At 69.4% G+C, this 19,117-nt stretch carries 19 protein-coding genes; 7 read left to right on the top strand and 12 right to left on the bottom strand.

What is annotated here, in order from left to right; genetic code table 11:
- Positions 1 to 49 precede the first annotated feature (49 nt).
- From ABZY12_RS02210 to ABZY12_RS02195, 4 genes are all read right to left on the bottom strand, one after another.
- Positions 50 to 1,303 (bottom strand): tape-measure protein, encoded by a 1,254-nt coding sequence (locus ABZY12_RS02210; RefSeq protein WP_356886134.1) that lies wholly within the window; start codon positions 1,301 to 1,303, stop codon positions 50 to 52.
- Positions 1,300 to 2,502 (bottom strand): phage tail protein, encoded by a 1,203-nt coding sequence (locus ABZY12_RS02205; RefSeq protein ID WP_356886132.1) that lies wholly within the window; start codon positions 2,500 to 2,502, stop codon positions 1,300 to 1,302. The genes ABZY12_RS02210 and ABZY12_RS02205 overlap by 4 nt, the downstream gene beginning before the upstream one ends.
- A gap of 27 nt (positions 2,503 to 2,529) precedes the next feature.
- Entirely contained in the window at positions 2,530 to 3,411 is an 882-nt protein-coding gene (locus ABZY12_RS02200) for a hypothetical protein (RefSeq protein ID WP_356886130.1), read from the bottom strand.
- Between the two features lie 158 nt (positions 3,412 to 3,569).
- Complete coding sequence (locus ABZY12_RS02195) at positions 3,570 to 3,779, bottom strand: hypothetical protein (protein ID WP_356886128.1); 210 nt, start codon at positions 3,777 to 3,779, stop codon at positions 3,570 to 3,572.
- Between the two features lie 299 nt (positions 3,780 to 4,078).
- Here ABZY12_RS02195 and ABZY12_RS02190 point away from each other — a divergent pair, with 299 nt between their 5' ends.
- Positions 4,079 to 4,939 (top strand): hypothetical protein, encoded by an 861-nt coding sequence (locus ABZY12_RS02190; protein WP_356886126.1) that lies wholly within the window; start codon positions 4,079 to 4,081, stop codon positions 4,937 to 4,939.
- Between the two features lie 36 nt (positions 4,940 to 4,975).
- Here ABZY12_RS02190 and ABZY12_RS02185 read toward each other — a convergent pair whose 3' ends face one another.
- The 7 genes from ABZY12_RS02185 to ABZY12_RS02155 form a co-directional block, all read right to left on the bottom strand.
- On the bottom strand, positions 4,976 to 5,278 hold the full coding sequence (locus tag ABZY12_RS02185; protein ID WP_356886124.1) for a hypothetical protein: 303 nt from the start codon (positions 5,276 to 5,278) through the stop codon (positions 4,976 to 4,978).
- Between the two features lie 113 nt (positions 5,279 to 5,391).
- Positions 5,392 to 5,682 carry a hypothetical protein gene (locus ABZY12_RS02180; protein ID WP_356886122.1) on the bottom strand — a complete coding sequence of 97 codons (291 nt, stop codon included), beginning with the start codon at positions 5,680 to 5,682 and terminating at the stop codon, positions 5,392 to 5,394.
- 88 nt (positions 5,683 to 5,770) lie between these two features.
- A complete protein-coding gene (locus ABZY12_RS02175; protein ID WP_356886120.1) occupies positions 5,771 to 6,370 on the bottom strand; it encodes a phage tail protein in 600 nt (199 codons plus the stop codon).
- A 128-nt stretch (positions 6,371 to 6,498) separates the two neighbouring features.
- The gene (locus ABZY12_RS02170) at positions 6,499 to 6,906 is read right to left on the bottom strand and encodes a hypothetical protein (protein WP_356886118.1); all 408 of its coding nucleotides are present in this window, start codon (positions 6,904 to 6,906) and stop codon (positions 6,499 to 6,501) included.
- Between the two features lie 318 nt (positions 6,907 to 7,224).
- Complete coding sequence (locus tag ABZY12_RS02165) at positions 7,225 to 7,428, bottom strand: hypothetical protein (RefSeq protein WP_356886116.1); 204 nt, start codon at positions 7,426 to 7,428, stop codon at positions 7,225 to 7,227.
- On the bottom strand, positions 7,422 to 8,141 hold the full coding sequence (locus tag ABZY12_RS02160) for a hypothetical protein (RefSeq protein ID WP_356886114.1): 720 nt from the start codon (positions 8,139 to 8,141) through the stop codon (positions 7,422 to 7,424). The genes ABZY12_RS02165 and ABZY12_RS02160 overlap by 7 nt, the downstream gene beginning before the upstream one ends.
- Positions 8,134 to 8,772, bottom strand: coding sequence for a WhiB family transcriptional regulator (locus tag ABZY12_RS02155; protein ID WP_356886112.1), 639 nt, complete (start codon positions 8,770 to 8,772; stop codon positions 8,134 to 8,136). Before ABZY12_RS02155 ends, ABZY12_RS02160 begins: the two co-directional genes overlap by 8 nt.
- A 240-nt stretch (positions 8,773 to 9,012) precedes the next feature.
- On the opposite strand from ABZY12_RS02155, the gene ABZY12_RS02150 reads away from it, so the two are divergent.
- The 6 genes from ABZY12_RS02150 to ABZY12_RS02125 all read left to right on the top strand — a co-directional run bounded on the left by ABZY12_RS02150 (position 9,013) and on the right by ABZY12_RS02125 (position 17,000).
- Positions 9,013 to 9,462, top strand: coding sequence for a helix-turn-helix transcriptional regulator (locus ABZY12_RS02150; RefSeq protein WP_356886110.1), 450 nt, complete (start codon positions 9,013 to 9,015; stop codon positions 9,460 to 9,462).
- A gap of 367 nt (positions 9,463 to 9,829) precedes the next feature.
- A complete protein-coding gene (gene rpsL, locus ABZY12_RS02145; RefSeq protein ID WP_003948652.1) occupies positions 9,830 to 10,201 on the top strand; it encodes a 30S ribosomal protein S12 in 372 nt (123 codons plus the stop codon).
- A 2-nt stretch (positions 10,202 to 10,203) separates the two neighbouring features.
- The gene (rpsG, locus tag ABZY12_RS02140; protein ID WP_003966970.1) at positions 10,204 to 10,674 is read left to right on the top strand and encodes a 30S ribosomal protein S7; all 471 of its coding nucleotides are present in this window, start codon (positions 10,204 to 10,206) and stop codon (positions 10,672 to 10,674) included.
- Positions 10,675 to 10,713: 39 nt separating this feature from the next.
- On the top strand, positions 10,714 to 12,843 hold the full coding sequence (gene fusA / locus ABZY12_RS02135) for an elongation factor G (protein WP_356886108.1): 2,130 nt from the start codon (positions 10,714 to 10,716) through the stop codon (positions 12,841 to 12,843).
- Positions 12,844 to 12,991: 148 nt separating this feature from the next.
- Positions 12,992 to 14,185 (top strand): elongation factor Tu, encoded by a 1,194-nt coding sequence (gene tuf, locus ABZY12_RS02130; RefSeq protein ID WP_137993946.1) that lies wholly within the window; start codon positions 12,992 to 12,994, stop codon positions 14,183 to 14,185.
- A 217-nt stretch (positions 14,186 to 14,402) separates the two neighbouring features.
- On the top strand, positions 14,403 to 17,000 hold the full coding sequence (locus ABZY12_RS02125; RefSeq protein WP_356886105.1) for an N-acetylmuramoyl-L-alanine amidase: 2,598 nt from the start codon (positions 14,403 to 14,405) through the stop codon (positions 16,998 to 17,000).
- Between the two features lie 55 nt (positions 17,001 to 17,055).
- Here ABZY12_RS02125 and ABZY12_RS02120 read toward each other — a convergent pair whose 3' ends face one another.
- Complete coding sequence (locus ABZY12_RS02120) at positions 17,056 to 19,026, bottom strand: PIG-L family deacetylase (RefSeq protein WP_356886288.1); 1,971 nt, start codon at positions 19,024 to 19,026, stop codon at positions 17,056 to 17,058.
- Positions 19,027 to 19,117 lie beyond the last annotated feature (91 nt).

The raw sequence follows: 19,117 nt of genomic DNA, 5'->3' as shown, positions 1-19,117 counted from the left end.
TCACCTCACTTCTGAGGGGCGGGTGGGGTGGGCGGTCGGCGGTGCGATGTCAGCGGTGCGCGGCCGCGAGGAAGAGCAGGTCCTCGGCGGTGGACCGGGGGCCGGCGCCTGGCCGCTCGTGGAACTCCCGTACGCGGTGCGGCGGTCGGGGAGCCTCGGTGAGGGTCGGCACGCGACGGTTCTCCAGCACGGTGAGCGGGTCGATGCGCGGCGCGTCGGCGGCGCCCGGGAAGACGACACCGCCCTCGGCGAGCATCGGGATCTTGTCGATGTCGACGCCGAACTTCTTGTCCGTGAGGGGGATGGAGACGCTGAGCTTGTCGAGGCCGTCGATGATCCAGTTGGCGAAGGCGATCAGGCCGTTGACCGGCCCCTTGACGACGCCGACGACGGCGCTCAGAGCGCCCTTGACGAGGTCGCCGATACCGCGCAGGGCCTTGCTCACCGCGTCCTTGGCGGTGCGGAAGAACCCGGGGATCTTGTCCTTGACGAAGGACAGGACCGGCTTGACGGCGTTCTTGATCCCGCCGATGGTGCGCGAGGCGATGCCGCGCAGCGAGTTGGAGGCGGAGGTGACGGCGCCGCGGACCTTGGAGATGCCGCTGATCGCGGAGCCGACGAGCTTCAGGGCGGTCTTGAACAGGGTCAGATACGCCTTGAAGTAGGTCCCGACGGCCTGACCGAGCACCTTCATGATCGGCTGGATGAACTTCCAGACCGCCTGGAAGCCCTTCAGGGCCTGCTGGAAGACCTGCCTGATGATCTTCTGGCCGGTCTCCGAGTTCACCGCGAGCTCGATGAGGTACGCGGCGACTGGCACGAGGATGCCGACGAGGAAGCCGATCGGGTTGGCGCGCATGGCGAGGTTGATGCCGGTCATGGCGACGGAGGCGACGGTCATGATCGTGCCGTAGGTGTCCATCAGCTTGGTGATGACATCGGTGACGGGCAGCAGGGGCGCGAGGATCGCGACCAGGCCGCCGATGCCGGTGCCGATCCGGCCGGCGGCGGTCCGCGCCCTGCCGGCGGCGGTGCCGATCCGCCGTACGCCGGCGGGCGCCGTGGACCGCCGTATCCGGCCGATGGACGTCGACGCGCCGGACGCGTCGCTGCCGAGGGTGCGTACGGAGGTGCCGGCGCTACGGATGCCGGCGGCGAACTTGTCGACGCCGCTCACCGCCTGCTGGGCACCCTGCTTGAGCCGGTTCAGCGAGTCGCCCGCCTGACCGAGACCCTGCCGCAGGGAGGTCATCACCGGAGCGGCGCCCTTGAACGGGTTCGGCATGGCTGCGACGGCACTCATCCGCGTGCCTTCGCCAGGTACATCAGCGCGTTCGCCGTGGACTGCGGGTCGCTGTTACGGGCCGCGTGGTAGTGCTCGATGTGCAGCCCGGCGCCGGCGGCGCCGCTCAGGCCGTTGTGCGCCGACATACGGGCGCGGCGGGCGGTGAGGGCGAGCAGCCGGTCCAGCTTGGAGAGCGGGAGGACGGCCTCGGCCTCGCCGGCCTCGGCGATGATCGCCGGGACACCGCCGGCGCGGGGCATGACGACACCACCGGTGGCGAGCATGGGGATGGTCGGGATGTTGACGCCGAAGGTCTTGCCGCCGACGAGCGGCACCCAGCCGGGCACGCTGACCTTGACCCGGTTCAGGCTGCCGATCATCCGGTTGATGAGGCCGATGACGGAGTTGATCGGGCCCTTGACGCCGTTCTTGATGCCGTTGAACGCCCGGGACGCGATGTCCTTGAGGCCGTTCCAGATGCTCGACATCTTGTCCTTGACGGCCCGGAAGGCGCTCGGGATCGCGGACTTGATCCAGTTCACCACCGGGGTGATGACGGCCTTGATGCCCTTCCAGACGGCGCTGATGACCGTCTTGATCGCCTTCATGACCGTGGTGATGACCGTCTTCCAGATCTTCACGTAGGTCTTGATGACGGTCGCGACGGCCTTGACGACGGTGGAGATGGCCTTCTTGATGCCGTTCCAGACCGTCTTGATCAGCTGGCCGGCCTTCTTCATGATCGGGCCGATGGCCTTCATGACCGAGCTGATGACGGTCTTGATGGCGTTGAACGCCTTCTTCATGATCGTCTGCATCGTCTTCGAGCGGGCGGCCATCTCGACGATCTTCTCGATGAGCGGCATGAACAGCTCGATCAGACGGGCGAGGATGTTGCCCTTCATGGACTTGTTGAGCTTGTCCTGGCCCTTGGCGGCCTTGCCGGCGCCGGACTCGTACTTGCCCAGCTTCTTGCCGGCGGACTCGGCGGTCTGACCGGCCTTCTTCATGGACCGCTCGGCCTGGTCCGAGGCGGTCTTGAGGTTCTTGAGCTGGGTGCTGGAGCCCTGCGCGTTGGTCTTGAGGTTCTTGAGCTGGCTGTTGGCCGAGTTGCCGGCGTCGCCGACCTTCTTGACCGAGGTGCCGGCGCCGGACGCCTGGGTCCTCATGGCGCGCAGGGCGTCGGACGCCTTCTTGGTGGAGCTGGTGAGAGACATGGGTTACCTCCTTTCGTGAGGGGTGGGTCAGATGGCCGCGGCGGCGGCCAGGGCCTTCTCCTTGAGGAAGTCGAACGCCCGCCCCGCGTCGTTGGTGTTGTCGGCGAGCCTCTTGGCGGCGTCGGCCGCGGACGACAGGCTGTTGGCCTTGGGGATCTTCCGCGGGTTGAAGTTCTGCGTGGCGTTGACGAGCCTCTTGATCGCCCCGGCGGTGGACCTGAGCTCCTGGACGTCGGTCTCCGACACGGCCTTGCCCACCTTGTCGATGGCCTCGGCCGCCGTGGTCATGGCGGCGACCTTCGGCAGCCGGCCGAAGGCCCTCGTGAACGGGCCGGCGTGTTCGTTGAACTTCTCCAGCGCCGGGTTCAGCCGCTCGAGCTGCAGGCGCAGCGGATCGAAGTCCGTGTTCCTGTCGAGGTCGGCGACGCTGGTGCCGCCGTTGGCGACCCGCCGCTCCCGCCCCTCGATCTGTTGGCGGGTCTGGCGTGTGAGGTCGCCGTTCTCGTCGTAGGCCCGGAACGTGCCGTCCCTGCTCACCGCCTCCCGGACCGTCCGGGAGAGGTTGTTGAACTTGTTGTTCAGGTAGAACATCATCGCGGGCACGAAAAGGCCCAGGAGTGCCGACGCGAGATAGGGAACGATGTTCTTCCCCTCCCAGAACTTCTCGAGCGCGGCGGCGAAACCGTCGAGCCCCATGCCCTCGAGGAACTCGGTCGAGACCGCCTTCGTCACCTCCTCGTGGATGTCCTTGATGTCCTTCTGCATGGCGACGAGCTGCTGGCTGACACCGAAAATGTCACCTCTGATGAGGTTCTCGGCGGAGATGCTCCGGATCGTTTCCTGGGCGAGCCTCATCTTGATGTCCGCGACCTGCGTGAATATCTCCAGGTGCGTTGGTTCTTCTGCCATGGATTGCTCCGCTTCCGGCCAGTAGTGGCCAAGCGCCGAAAAGCCCCTGCCGCGAGGAACTTCGGCAGGGGCTCGTGCGTGGAGGGCGGTCGGGCGGCTAGGGCGTGTCTTTCGGATCTTGCCGGGCTCGCTGATCCGGCCTGATCCGAAGACACGCCCTAGGCGCCGTCCCGGCGAGGTGCGCGCCGCACCGAGTCGAGGGCGTCGTTCCAGCCCGCCGCGTACGCGAGGGACTCGCAGCGGGTGACCTCGGCGTACAGCGTCCCGAGCAGCGCTCTCCTGTCGAGGGCGACGGGTCCGTCGAGGAGCTGGCGGAGGCGGTCCTGGAGAGGGATCTGCGGTCGCGATGCCTCGGCCTGCTGGGTCATGGACGCCTGCCTTCCGGTTGCTTGCCCTTGCGTGCGTGGCGGCGCCGCGGAGTGAAGCGGGGGCACCACACGTTCGAACTGCTGTGCGAAAAGAGTGTGGAACACCTGTTCGGTGTTTGTCGAGCGAGAAACTCCTGACGGCATGTCTGCTTGCGGCGAAACATGGCCGGTTGATGACGCAACTTTCGCGGAGAACGACCGGGTACGCTGGATACGCGCTTCGAGGGCCGGACCACCCCGGGGCGCCAGGGGCGCGAGCGGCGCGAGGGGACCCCAGGGGGCGGAAGGCATACGAACGTATGGACAGCGAGCGGGGCGGTGGCCGCCGCGGACGGGTTGTCGACTGGTTCGAGACGAACCCCGACCTGCCCCATCTGTTCGCATGGATCTCCGAACTGGTCCACGTCCACGGGTACGCACCCGAGGACCTCGTCGTGATCGCCCGTGCCGAGCTCGACCGGCGTGAGACGGCCGCCTTCACCGGGGGCTGGGCCGAGGCCATGTCGGAGGAACTCCCCCGGATACGCCGCGAGTACGAGAGGCGCGTCGCCGACGCCTACGCGCAGGGCCAGCGTGACGCGCGTGGAGTCCGCCGTCCGCAGCGCCGCGCCGGCGAGGGCGAGGACGGTGCCCGGGTCATCCCGCTCCCCTTCGCCCGGCTTCTCGAACCCCCCGCCGCCGTGATCCAGGCCGAGGAGCGCCTCCGACGGGAACGCGAACTGTTCGAACGGCGCCCCGCACAGCCTCCGTCGCCGGAGGAGACGAGCGAGCCGGACTCGGACATCGATGCCGACGCCGAGCGCGACCCCGGGCTCGAACACGCCACCGCGCCGGGGGGCGACGAGGAGCCGCCCCGCCCGCGCGCCGAGGAGTCCGAACTCGAACCGGACGTCCTCCTGACCGCCCAGGAGTTGCGGAACCGCAGGAGCGCCCAGCCGGTACGGAAGGTGGTACGCGGCAAGGGCGGACGCCCCGTCGTGCCCCCGCTCGCCGGGGTTCCCGGACAGGCCGGGCCCGCTTCCGAGCGCCGTACCCCCGAACCCGGCGAACGGGAGACGCGCGGGCGCGGGGGGCGACGCCTGTCGGAGCGGGCCAGGGCTCTGGAGGAGGAGATGGTCGAACGGGGAGCACAGGAACCGCCCCCGGAGCCCGCTCCCTGACGGGAACGGGCTCCGGGGGCCATGGGGGAAGTGGCATCAGCCGAAGAACCGGGCGAGCGCATGGGGGGAAACCGTCTCGTCGACGGCCTCCTCCCCGGAGTCCTCGCCCCGCTCCTCCTCCCCCTCCTCGTCGGCGCCACCCGGCCGCGGCACGGGTTTCGGCGCTTCCGGCGGGTCGTCGTCCTCGCCCGTGTTGACACAGGCGAACATCCAGTTGGCGACGGCCAGATGGTCCACCGCGGCCGCCAGCAGATGGTCGTTGACCGACCACTCGGCGGCCTCGCCGTGGAGCTCGCGCTGGACCGCGCTGTCCCGCGGCAGATGTTTGATCAGCAGCATGACCCGCCGGCTGGAGAGCTCGCCGCGGTGCCAGTCGAGGAGATCGGTGCCGTAGTAGCGGAGGAAGTCCGCCTCAAGGGCCTCGGCGTGTTCATCGACGAACTCGACGAGGCTCAGTCTTCCCCCAGGCCGAGCCCGGTCTCCTTGCCGTAGGCCTCCAGGATGGCGGCGATGTCCTGCATGGTGATCTCGTGCTGCTCGAAGCGGGCGAACTGCTCCTCACCCATCAGGAGTGCGAGCAGGCCGTCCACGTCGTTGTCGTCGAGCTTGCGCAGCCCCTTGGCGGTGGCGCGGCTGAGCTCGGTCGGAAGGGTGTAGGTCTCGCCGTCCAGCTCGAAGGACCACTTGCGGCCGTGGGCCTCCTGTCGCTGGGCGCGGGCGGCGTTGACGTCGAAACGGGCCATGGTGATGCGTACTCCTTGTTCGAGTGAGAGAAGAGGAGAGGGGCCGGGGCGGGACGGCGTCGGCCGTCCCGCCCCGGGCGGGGGTGGATCAGGCACCCGTGCCGTACTGGTTGTCCTTCATGAGGAAGGTGGCCAGCGGCTTGCCGGCGCCGTTCGACATGGCGGAGAAGGTGATGCCCAGCGTGGACGCCGCCTTACGGGCCAGCTTGATGTCGTCGGAGGCGGTGACCTGGCCGCGCGGGATGACGAAGCGGTACGTGACCGCGGTGCCACCGGCCTTGGCGTCGGTGAACTCCAGGCCGAGGGCGCGCACGTCCGCGTACGGACGCTCGGCGATCTCGTACTTGAAGATCTCCGTCGACGTGGCCGGATCGGCCTCGACCTTGCCGCCGCCCATGAAGAACGGCAGCGTGTCCTCGTTGAACTGCAGCATGGAGAACTTCAGCGAGAGGTCACGGGCCGAGTAGATGTAGTGGACCGGGGAGACCGACTGCCACGAGTCGATGGCCTCCAGCTTGTCCTTCTTGGAGAAGGTGACGCCGTCACCGGTGGTGTAGCCGAGGTCGGTCCAGTCCTTCCAGTCGGTGGTGGCGTCGGCACCGAAGGCCGGGACGTTGGTGTCGGCCTTGGCGACGTAGAGCTTGCCTACGCCGGCGACGCGGATCTCGGCGGAGTTGTTTCCTGCCATGGTGGGTTTCTCCTTGTGATGGGGTGAGGGCGCCGCCCCGGGCGTCGGGCCCGGGTACGGCAAAGGCCCCGCCGAACGGCGAGGCCTGGTCTGTGGGGTGAGCGTCCGTCAGAGACTCCGAAGTGGGCTCAGAAGACGGTCAGGGAGAGGCGGATCACGCACAGGTAGCGGTTGGCGCCCCGGTAGAGGTAGTCGGGCAGCCAGCGCGGCCCGTCCTGCTCCTCCGCGTCCTGGACGAGGTTGCTGCCGATCTGCTTGCCGATGGTGGCGAGCAGTGCGCGCCGGGCCGCGTTGGCGAGGGTGTGGGCGGCGGTCTTGCTCGGCCCGTACACCTCGAACTCGATCAGCGGCATGTCGACGTGCAGATCGCCGATCCAGGCACCGCCGCGCCGGTTCACGAGGACCGCGCTCTGGGTGCCGTCGAAGCCGCTCGGCGGATTGACGGCGACGATGGCGCCGGCCAGGGCCGGGTCGGCCTTGAGGACGTCGACGACCAGCTTCTCGACGTCTGGGAAAGCACTCGGGGGAGTGGTCATGACGGTTCTCCTCGGAGGGGGTGCGGGACAGGGTGCCGTCCGGGGCGCTCGACGCGGGGAAGGGGGGAGGGGGCGCGGAGCGCACCCGGACGACGAACGGCGAAGCCGTGTCCCGTTGTTCGGGCACAGCTCCGCCGCTGCACCAACTGTGACAGAGAGCGTGCGCGCACGCAACTAGTTCGGGGGGCGGATGCGCGGAGTGGTCCGCCCGGCCGTTCGACACGGGACCGATCCGCTCCCCTCCACCCCTTCCTCGCAACATGACGAAGCGCCCCGCGTCCGGATCGGACGCGGGGCGCTGAGGGTCGAGCGGGAAGGTCAGGCGGTACGCGGGCGGCGGCGGGCCAGGCGTTCGGCGGCGAAGACGTCCTCCAGGCGGAAGAGCTGCGCCCTCCCCGCCTTGCCGACGGCCTTCAGATGGCCCAGCTGGACCCACTTGCGAATCGTGGCCGGAGCGACCCCCGCCTCCTCGGCGGCGAGCGGGCCCGGGATCAGGACGGGCGGCGGCAGGGACGTCAGCACGGGCTCTCCTCCATCGCCGCGGCGATCTCCTCGGTCAGGGCGCCCGAAGCGTCCGCCAGCTCGTCCCACCGCTCCTGCGGCCACAGGTGGCGGTACGAAGGGTCGTCCTGGCAGCCGCACTCCTCGTCGGTACAGGTGCACGCCGGGTTCACGCACAGCACCGCCCGCCGGTCCGGGAAGGCCCGCAGCGACACCGAGTCGCACCAGGGGCAGCGCCCCGACACCCGTACGACCGTCTCCGCGTCGCCGAGCGTGCGGGCGCACCGGCGGGCCATCCGGCGCAGCTCGTCGCGCATGTGACGGGCCAGGTCGGGGTGGGCCGCGACGTCGTCGAGGAGCGCGAACGTCCGCCGCAGCCGTTCGACGACCGGGGCCCGGCCGGGGCGGGGCAGGCCGAGCCGGGCGCGTACCGCCTCCTCCAGCTCCACCACGCCGTCGGTGATGTCGCGGATGGCGTCGGACACGTGCAGGCGGATCGGCGCGGCACCGTGACCGGGGACGGCGAGACCGTGCCGCTGCTGGAGGAGCAGCGCCTCGCGGCGCTCCTCGCGGATCAGCTCGTCGCGGCCGGAGTGGGGCGCGGTGGGCGCGGACCCGGCCGGGCCGCGGCGACCGGGCGCCAGTTCCTCGGTGAGCTCGGGGAGCTGTCGTGCGAGGGAGGCGGTCCACAGCGTGATGTCGCGGAGGACGAGCTCGACGGTGCGGTCAGCCACGGCGACCGCTCCCGGCCGAAGCGACGATCGGCGTCACGGCGGGCACGGCGGGCACGGCGGGCACGGCAGGCACAGGAGGCACGGCAGGCACGGCGTCCGGGGTGACGCCCGACGAGGCGGCCTGCGCGGCGGTCGGCGTGGCGATGCGGGGCACGGCCTGCGCGACGATCGGAGGGGCGATCCGGGGCACGGTCGGCGCGGCGGTCGGCGTGGCGATCCGGGGCACGGCCTGCGCGGCGGTCGGCGTGGCGATCCGGGGCACGGTCGGCGCGGCGGCCCGCGTCATGCCGGAGGCGGCGCCCTGTGTGACGGCAGCCGCGGCAACCCGTGCCCCGCCCGACGCGACGGCGCGCGGCACGGTCCGCGTCGCCGTCGGCGTCGCGGCGACCGCCCTGGTCACGCGCGCGGCGTCCGCCGGGCGGCCGTTGCGCCACAGCCGGCCCGCGCAGACGCCGTCGAAATAGCTCTCGGCGGGCGCCACCGCCGCCTCGCACTCGCGGCGGACGGGGCAGACGGCGCAGGCGCGCAGCGCCGGGGCCGCGTGCTGGGCGCGGCGGGCGAAGACGACGGACGGGGGCAGGCCGGCGCACGCGGCGGCGGCCTGCCAGGGGGAGGAGTCGGTGAGGAGCAAGGTGGTTCTCCACGGTCCGGGGCCACCCAGGGCGTCCCATGGGGCTGATGGGGCCCATGGGACTCAGGAGGCCGACGAGTGCGGCGGCGAGCTAGAGTCGCATGTTGCGTGCGAGCGCGCAACAACCTTCGTGAAGCACCTTCACCGGTTTGACACGGTTGCGCTGCCGAAACTACGTAATTCCTTGCGCGCAAGCACGCTAGAGTTGGCCGCCTGGAGGAGTGGAGTGAGGAGCGTTACATGACCACTCATGGGCTGGACGAATTCGCGGGCTGGGTCGAGCGGCTGATGCGCGAACGCGGGTACGACATCGACAGCCCGCGCGGCGGCGGGAAGTCCCGGATCGCGGACGAGGCCGGCGTGCATCGCGCGGCCGTGACCCGACTGCTGCAGCGGCAGAGCATGCCCGACCTGGAGACCATGCGCAGGATCGCCCCGCTGCTCGGGGTGTCCGTCCGCGACATGCTCATCCGGTCGGGGCGCGTGACCCCGGAGGAGCTGCCGCTGGCGGAGGATCTTCTCCCGCCGAACGACTGGCAGCCGTCGATGGAGGACTTCGCGCGCTGGCTCGGGGTCCCCGACGAGCGGCTCGGCGTCTTCACCAAGGTGGTGAACGAGTTCCTCGAGACCGACGGCGCGGACGCGGACGGCGACGAACAGACCGATCCCGGGCGTGCCGCGAGGGAGTGAGCGGTGGCCCGCCGAGCGGGCCGCCGCCGGGAAGTGCCAGGGGGAGCCGGGGTGATGACGCCCCGGCTCCCCTGTGTGTCGGACGCCCGCGTTCTCCGAGGTCGGCCCGGGCTTCGGCCGGGCCCCGGTGCGCGCGGGCATTTGTTTTGACCGGAGTCCATGCGATAGGTACGCTCAGACCTTGTGCCTGGGGTGTGCCTGGGCTCGTGTGCGTGTCCTCAACCGCACCGCGAGTTCGAGTACGGCCACCGCAATCTGCGCTTTTTCGCCCTCGGCGGAGGTCCGCAGTATTCGACACACCCGACCGCGTGGGTCGGCGCAGTGTTCCAGGTTAGTTTTACGACGGCACACAGAAACCGGAGAAGTAGTGCCTACGATCCAGCAGCTGGTCCGGAAGGGCCGGCAGGACAAGGTCGAGAAGAACAAGACGCCCGCACTCGAGGGTTCCCCTCAGCGCCGCGGCGTCTGCACGCGTGTGTTCACGACCACCCCGAAGAAGCCGAACTCGGCCCTCCGTAAGGTCGCGCGTGTGCGTCTGACCTCCGGCATCGAGGTCACGGCCTACATCCCGGGTGAGGGTCACAACCTGCAGGAGCACTCCATCGTGCTCGTGCGCGGTGGCCGTGTGAAGGACCTGCCGGGTGTTCGTTACAAGATCATCCGCGGTTCCCTCGACACGCAGGGCGTCAAGAACCGTAAGCAGGCTCGCAGCCGCTACGGCGCCAAGAAGGAGAAGTAAGAATGCCTCGTAAGGGCCCCGCCCCGAAGCGCCCGGTCATCATCGACCCGGTCTACAGCTCTCCTCTTGTCACCTCGCTGATCAACAAGATCCTGCTGGACGGCAAGCGCTCCACCGCCGAGCGCATCGTCTACGGCGCCATGGAAGGCCTCCGCGAGAAGACCGGCAACGACCCGGTCATCACGCTGAAGCGTGCCCTCGAGAACGTGAAGCCGTCCCTCGAGGTCAAGTCCCGCCGTGTCGGTGGCGCCACCTACCAGGTGCCGATCGAGGTCAAGCCCGGTCGCGCCTCCACCCTCGCGCTCCGCTGGCTCGTGGGTTACTCCCGCGCCCGTCGCGAGAAGACCATGACCGAGCGCCTCATGAACGAGCTTCTCGACGCCTCCAACGGCCTCGGTGCTTCGGTCAAGAAGCGTGAGGACACGCACAAGATGGCCGAGTCCAACAAGGCCTTCGCGCACTACCGCTGGTAGTCGCAACCCACATCGAGACCGAGAGAAGACTGAGCCGATATGGCTACCACTTCGCTTGACCTGGCCAAGGTGCGCAACATCGGCATCATGGCCCACATCGACGCGGGCAAGACGACCACCACCGAGCGAATCCTGTTCTACACCGGTGTCTCGTACAAGATCGGTGAAGTCCACGACGGCGCTGCCACGATGGACTGGATGGAGCAGGAGCAGGAGCGCGGCATCACGATCACGTCCGCCGCGACGACCTGCCACTGGCCGCTCGAGGACGTCGACCACACCATCAACATCATCGACACCCCGGGCCACGTCGACTTCACCGTCGAGGTGGAGCGTTCGCTGCGCGTGCTCGACGGTGCGGTGACGGTGTTCGACGGCGTCGCCGGTGTTGAGCCCCAGTCCGAGACTGTCTGGCGTCAGGCGGACCGCTACGGCGTTCCGCGTATCTGCTTCGTCAACAAGCTCGACCGTACGGGCGCCGAGTTCCACCGCTGCGTCGACATGATCGTGGACCGCCTCGGCGCCGTCCCGATCGTCATGCAGCTCCCCATCGGTGCCGAGATGGACTTCCAGGGTGTCGTGGACCTCGTCCGCATGAAGGCCCTGGTCTGGTCCGCGGAAGCGACCAAGGGCGAGATGTACGACGTCGTCGACATCCCCGCCTCGCACACCGAGGCCGCTGAAGAGTGGCGCGGCAAGCTGGTCGAGACCGTCGCGGAGAACGACGAAGAGATCATGGAGCTCTTCCTCGAGGGCCAGGAGCCCACCGAGGAGCAGCTGTACGCCGCGATCCGTCGTATCACCATCGCCTCCGGCAAGGGTGGCGGCGAGAAGACGATCACCCCCGTCTTCTGTGGCACCGCGTTCAAGAACAAGGGTGTTCAGCCCCTGCTCGACGCGGTCGTGCGCTACCTCCCCTCCCCCCTGGACGTCGAGGCCATCGAGGGCCACGACGTCAAGGACGCCGAGGTTGTCGTCAAGCGCAAGCCGTCGGAGGAGGAGCCCCTTTCGGCGCTCGCCTTCAAGATCGCGAGCGACCCGCACCTCGGCAAGCTCACCTTCGTCCGGATCTACTCCGGTCGCCTGGAGGCCGGCACCTCGGTGCTGAACTCCGTCAAGGGCAAGAAGGAGCGCATCGGCAAGATCTACCGCATGCACGCGAACAAGCGTGAGGAGATCGACTCGGTGGGCGCCGGCGACATCGTCGCCGTCATGGGCCTCAAGCAGACCACCACCGGTGAGACGCTGTGCGACGAGAAGAACCCGGTCATCCTGGAGTCCATGGACTTCCCGGCGCCGGTCATTCAGGTCGCCATCGAGCCCAAGTCCAAGGGTGACCAGGAGAAGCTGGGTGTCGCCATCCAGCGTCTCGCGGAGGAGGACCCCTCCTTCCAGGTCCACTCGGACGAGGAGACCGGCCAGACCATCATCGGTGGTATGGGCGAGCTTCACCTCGACATCCTCGTCGACCGTATGCGTCGCGAGTTCAAGGTCGAGGCGAACGTCGGCAAGCCGCAGGTCGCGTACCGCGAGACGATCCGCAAGGCCGTCGAGCGCGTGGACTTCACCCACAAGAAGCAGACCGGTGGTACCGGTCAGTTCGCCAAGGTGCAGATCGCGATCGAGCCCATCGAGGGCGGCGACGCCTCGTACGAGTTCGTGAACAAGGTCACCGGTGGCCGCATCCCGAAGGAGTACATCCCTTCGGTCGACGCCGGTGCGCAGGAGGCCATGCAGTTCGGCATCCTGGCCGGCTACGAGATGACTGGCGTCCGCGTCATCCTTCTCGACGGTGCCTACCACGAGGTCGACTCCTCCGAGCTCGCCTTCAAGATCGCCGGTTCGCAGGCCTTCAAGGAGGCCGCGCGCAAGGCTTCCCCCGTCATCCTTGAGCCGATGATGGCCGTTGAGGTCGTCACGCCCGAGGACTACATGGGTGAGGTCATCGGTGACATCAACTCCCGCCGTGGTCAGATCCAGGCCATGGAGGAGCGCAGCGGCGCTCGCGTCGTGAAGGGCCTCGTGCCGCTTTCGGAGATGTTCGGCTACGTCGGAGACCTCCGCAGCAAGACCTCGGGTCGCGCAAGCTACTCGATGCAGTTCGACTCCTACGCCGAGGTTCCGCGGAACGTCGCCGAGGAGATCATCGCGAAGGCCAAGGGCGAGTAACTCTCCCAAGTTCACGCTTTAGGCTTGACCCAGTCGCCGGGGCTCATCCCCGTAACCCGAGGAATCGGGCCCCGGCGCCTGGCATCCCAGCAAAGATCACCTGGCGCCGATGAAGCAAGGCGTTCAGAACCACTCCAGGAGGACCCCCGTGGCGAAGGCGAAGTTCGAGCGGACTAAGCCGCACGTCAACATCGGCACCATCGGTCACATCGACCACGGTAAGACGACCCTCACGGCCGCCATTACCAAGGTGCTGCACGACGCGTACCCGGACCTGAACGAGGCCTCGGCCTTCGACCAGATCGACAAGGCTCCTGAGGAGCGCCAGCGCGGTATCACCATCTCCATCGCGCACGTCGAGTACCAGACCGAGTCGCGTCACTACGCCCACGTCGACTGCCCCGGTCACGCGGACTACATCAAGAACATGATCACGGGTGCGGCGCAGATGGACGGCGCCATCCTCGTGGTCGCCGCCACCGACGGCCCGATGCCGCAGACCAAGGAGCACGTGCTCCTGGCCCGCCAGGTCGGCGTTCCGTACATCGTCGTCGCCCTGAACAAGGCCGACATGGTGGACGACGAGGAGATCCTGGAGCTCGTCGAGCTCGAGGTGCGTGAGCTCCTCTCCGAGTACGAGTTCCCGGGCGACGACCTGCCGGTCGTCAAGGTCTCGGCGCTCAAGGCGCTCGAGGGCGACAAGGAGTGGGGCCAGTCGGTCCTGAACCTGATGGCCGCCGTCGACGAGGCGATCCCGCAGCCCGAGCGTGACGTCGACAAGCCGTTCCTGATGCCGATCGAGGACGTCTTCACGATCACCGGTCGTGGCACCGTCGTCACCGGCCGTATCGAGCGTGGTGTCCTCAAGGTCAACGAGACCGTCGACATCGTCGGTATCAAGCAGGAGAAGACCACCACCACGGTCACCGGCATCGAGATGTTCCGCAAGCTGCTCGACGAGGGCCAGGCCGGTGAGAACGTCGGTCTGCTCCTCCGTGGCATCAAGCGCGAGGACGTCGAGCGCGGCCAGGTCATCATCAAGCCCGGTTCGGTCACGCCGCACACCGAGTTCGAGGCCCAGGCCTACATCCTGTCGAAGGACGAGGGTGGCCGTCACACCCCGTTCTTCAACAACTACCGCCCGCAGTTCTACTTCCGTACCACGGACGTGACCGGCGTCGTGACCCTCCCCGAGGGCACCGAGATGGTCATGCCGGGCGACAACACCTCCATGACCGTCGAGCTGATCCAGCCCGTCGCCATGGAGGAGGGCCTGAAGTTCGCCATCCGTGAGGGTGGCCGGACCGTGGGCGCCGGCCAGGTCACCAAGATCAACAAGTAATTGTTGGTTTGACCTGAGCCGCTCCTGACGGAGCGTCAAACGAGGCCCCCGTCCCGCCGTTCTCGGCGGGACGGGGGTCTTCGTCATTCCCGTACCCCAGTGACGGGCATGTCCGCGGCGGCCAGTAGCATTCGGCCGGTTGGCTGTGTCATGTCCATCAAGGGGTGGAGACAACTTGAGATCGGGACGTCGAGCACGACGTACGGCGGCGGCGCGCGTGCGTCGCACGGCTATAGGGACGGCCGTAGGTGTCCTCGCGGTACTGGGTTTCCAGGCGGCCGCGAACGGGGCGGTATTCGGGACCGAGGAGAACAACGGGGCAGCGGCGTACAGCGACGCCGGGAAGCAGGACGGCCCGGTCAAGAGCGAGGTGCACAAGCTCGCGCTGACCGACAAGGGCCACGGCGAGGCCGTTCTTTCGCAGCGCGACACCGAGCGGTTCGGCCTCCTGGGCGTGTCCTGGGCGGACCCCGAGGCGAAGATCAAGGGCACGATCCAGGCCCGGACCCGCAGCGCCGAGACCGGCGAGTGGACCGAGTGGCTGGACCTGGAGCCGTACCCCGCGCTGCTCGACGGCAAGCGCGCGGGAGCCCGTGGCTCCACCGAACCCATCTGGGTGGGCGCCTCCGACGGCGCCGAGGTGCGGGTGAGCGACGGGGCGGCCAACGGCACGCTCCCGGCCGGCCTCCGCCTGGACCTGGTCGACCCGGGCTCCACGCAGGAGAGCGGCGACCTCGCCGCCGAACCGGTCGCGTTCTCGACCGACGTGCCTCCGACGACGCCGGGCCCCGCTTCGACGGCGCCCCAGCCGACGGTCGTCAGCCGCGCCGCGTGGGGCGCGGACGAGAGCCTGAACAACGAGGGGCCGGTCTATCTGCCCGGCGGCAAGATCAAGGCCATCTTCGTGCACCACACCACGGACGCCGACTACGACTGCGCGCAGTCCGCGGCCGTCGTCCGGGCCATTCACGTCTACCACGTGAAGTCGAACGGCTGGCGCGACCTCGGCTACAACTTCCTCGTCGACAAGTGCGGCAAGATCTTCGAAGGCCGGCAGGGCGGCATCGACCAGCCGGTGCAGGGCGCGCACACCTACGGCTGGAACTCCGAGTCGACCAGCGTGTCGATCATCGGTGACTACACCGAGCAGGCCGCGTCGAGCGCCGCGCTGGCGTCGGCCTCGCGCGTGGCCGCGTACAAGCTCGGCCAGTACGGCGTCGACCCGGGCGGCAAGGCCACGCTGACGGCGGGCGCCACGCAGAAGAACTACTTCGGCACCTCGTTCACGCAGGGCCAGACGTACACGTTCGACGCGATCTCCGGGCACCGCAACGGCTTCAACACCCAGTGCCCGGGCAACATGCTCTACCCGCAGCTGCCCACCATCCGCAGCTACGCCACCGGCACCGCCGCCAACCTGAAGATCGACTCGATGGGCGGCGGCGCGACCCAGGCCGGCACCGGCTACGAGACGCCCGGACCGCTGACGGTCAACTGGTCCACCAGCACGCCGAACAACCTCCTCCACAAGTTCGAGCTGCTGGTCGACGGCCAGGTGGCCACGTGGGGCTGGGGTCACATCCGGTCCGCGTCCACGACGCTCTCCGGCTACGGCGACCACCAGGTCGCCGTCCGCGCCACGCACACGTCCGGCAGGACCACCACGACCCCCGCGGTCAAGGTGACCGTGCCCGGACCGAAGACCTTCACGCCCGTCACGCCCAAGCGACTGATGGACACGCGCGCGGGTCTGGGCGTGCCCAAGGCCAAGCTCGGTCCGACCGGTGTGGTGACCCTTCAGGTCACCGGCGCCAACGGCATCCCGGCCACGGGTGTCGGCGCCGTCGTCCTGAACGTGACCGCGACCGCCCCGACCGCGACGAGCTTCGTGTCGGTCTACCCGAACGGCACGACCCGTACGAGCGCGTCGAACCTGAACTTCACCGCCGGCAAGACGATTCCGAACCTGGTCACCGTCCCCGTCGTGAACGGCAAGGTCAGCTTCTACAACCACGCGGGCACGGTCGACCTCATCGCCGACATCACCGGCTACTACACGACCGACACCGCCGGCTCCACCCACGTCAACCACGGTCCGTTGCGCCTCATGGACACGCGCTCCGGCCTGGGCGTGCCCAAGGCCAAGGTCGGCCCGGCCGGCGTCGTGACCCTGCCGGTGAGCGGAGTCCAGGGCGTCCCGGAGACCGGCGTGACCGCCGTGGTCCTGAACGTGACCGCGACCGCCCCGACGGCGTCGAGCTTCGTGTCGGTCTACCCGAACGGCACGACCCGTACGAGCGCGTCGAACCTGAACTTCACCGCCGGCCAGACGATCCCGAACCTCGTGATCGTCCCGGTCGTCGACGGCAAGGTCAGCTTCTACAACCACGCGGGCACGGTCGACCTCATCGCCGACATCACCGGCTACTTCACCTCCGGTGGCGAGGGCGCGTCCCACATCAACCTCGGTCCGAAGCGGCTGATGGACACCCGCTCCGGCCTCGGTGTCGCCAAGGCCCCGGTCGGCGGCGACAGTGTCGTGACGCTGTCGGTCGCGGGCGTCCAGGGTGTTCCGGCCACGGGCGTGACCGCCGTGGTCCTGAACGTGACGGCCACGAACCCGACGGCGTCGAGCTTCGTGTCCGTCTACCCGGACGGCACGACCCGTACGAGCGCGTCGAACCTGAACTTCGTGGCGGGCCAGACGATCCCGAACCTGGTCGTCGTCCCGGTCGTGAACGGCAAGGTCAGCTTCTACAACAGGTCGGGTTCGGTGGATCTGCTCGCCGACATCACCGGCTACTTCACCAAGTGAAGCGAGTGACAGCGGTGACCTGAGCGCCTCGGCGCCGGGTCCGGGCCCGTCTCCCTCATCGAGGGAGGCGGGCCCTTTCCGTCGGCCGCCACAGCCACGGACGGCCGTCGGCGCCGAGACCGACAGCGGCCGCGCCGTGGAGCGCGGCGTTCCCGACGGCGGCGACCCCCTGCGTACGGGTGTGCGTGCGCCCGCCGCGGCGCAGCTGGAAGCGCCCGCGCAGGTCCCGGCCCAGGAACACCGTCTCGCCGTCGACGAGCCGCGCTGCGACGGCGCCGTACCCGTCGAAGGAGACGTCCTGCCCGGCCCTCAGCAGGGCGGCGGCGGCCGGTTCGCGGTAGTACACGTCGACGCCGCCGCTGCCGGGGACGGCGGCGACGGGATCTCCGGCGAGGGGCAGCGGGTCGGTGAGCGCGCCGTCGATCCAGTGCTGGACGGACTTCCGGCCCGCCGCCAGGAGGTGGACGCGCCCGGCGCCGTCGACGAGGGCGGTCAGCCCGTCCTGCACCTCCACCTCTCCTTCGAGGGACTGCCAGGGGCTCCAGGAGCCGGCGGTGTCCCGTACCCGCGTCGCCACACCCTTGTCGGCGTCGCGTACGAAGAGATGGACCCGGCCGTCGGGAGCGGTCACGGCCACCGGCACACCGATGCGGCGCCCCCGGTCGTCGCCGCGCTCCGGATTGCCCAGGCCGCGCCAGGCGAGGAAGGGGCCGCCGGGGGAGCGCTGCTCCAGGAGCACGACCTCGCGCCTGTTCGGGCCGCCGTGACCGCCGAGCGAGGCGAAGCGCACCCCGAGGAGCAGCACACGGCCGTCGGGGAGCACCGCTGAGCCCAGCTCCGGCACGAGCGGGCCGCCGCCGAGGTCCTCCGGATCGCCCCAGAGGCCGGAGCCCTTCTCCGTCTCCCGCCAGCGGACCGCGCGCAGCCCGAGCACTCCATGGGCGACGAGCCGCCCGTCGGGCTCCGCGACGACGGCGGGGCCGGCGCCGGGCCAGCGGTAGTGCGTGGACCGCACCCAGCCCTTCTTGTTGGTGAGGGGGCGGTCGCCGCCGACGCCGTAGTCGCCGCATCCTGAGGGGTCGCCGCACTGCCAGGAGGGATCGCCGCCGTACGGGACGAGGTGCGCGGCCTTCTCCTGGAGGACCTGCGGGGGGAGGTTCTTGGGCCAGTGGCGGTTGTAGTAGCCGCGGAAGGCGTTCGCCGTGAACGCCGGTACGGCCGCGCCGTCCCGCGTGGACTCCGCGACCCAGCGGATCAGCGCGGCCCAGGAGAAGCAGGCGACGGCGGTGTGGTCGCCGTGGTCGGAGTAGCCGGGCTGCTCGCTGTCCCGCTTGCGGGTCGCCTCGTCGCTGAGCTGGATGTCCGGGTCCGGGTCGAGGGTCTGGACGACCGTCGGCCGGTACCGCTCCAGGAGGCCGACGAGGACGTCGATCAGCTGGTCGTGGTCGTAGGTGTCCGAGCGGCCGACGGGGGAGCCGGCGGAGACGTGGGTCCGCAGTTCGAGGGCCCGGTCGTGCCACAGCGCGGGCAGGGCCATGTACCGCCGGGAGCTGTGCATGGGCAGGTTGAGGAAGATCAGCTCGACCCGGCGGCCGCCGTGGGTGAGCGTGTTGATCTCGGCCCGTCGTCCACCGCGCAGGGTGATGACGTCCTTCTGCCAGGGCGTGAACCGGTCGAGCCCGACGGCCTCGGCGTACGCCTGCCGCAGGCCCTGGTGACGGGCGGCGGAGTAGGCGGCCTTGTCCGGCGCCGTCTCCGGCATCCCCTTGATCCAGTTCCTGCCGGTGTGCTCGCCCGCGGTGACGTACACGGAGGCGAGGGGGACACCGGCGTCGAGCATGCGCTGGGTGTCCGGGTTCATGAAGTACAGGTCGTCGTCCGGATGCGCGGCGAACTGCACGAGCTGCGCGCGCGCCGAATCGGCGATCGCCTTGCCCGGCGCGGGATCGGCGGTCGGGCCGGTGCGGCGGGGCGCTGGGACGGAACACCCGGCGAGGGCGGCCACCGCGACGGCGGCCGCGAGCATGCCGCGCCGCCGGGGCCGGAAGGTCACGGAAACGGATCTGTCGTCCACTGCTGGTGGTTCTCCCGCGCTGCGTACCGGTCCCTGAGCGCCT

The organism is Streptomyces sp. NPDC006551, from assembly GCF_040611675.1.
GTDB lineage: Bacteria > Actinomycetota > Actinomycetes > Streptomycetales > Streptomycetaceae > Streptomyces.
The sequence above is the reverse complement of the archived record's forward strand: the minus strand, read 5'-3'. Positions and strand labels throughout refer to the sequence as shown.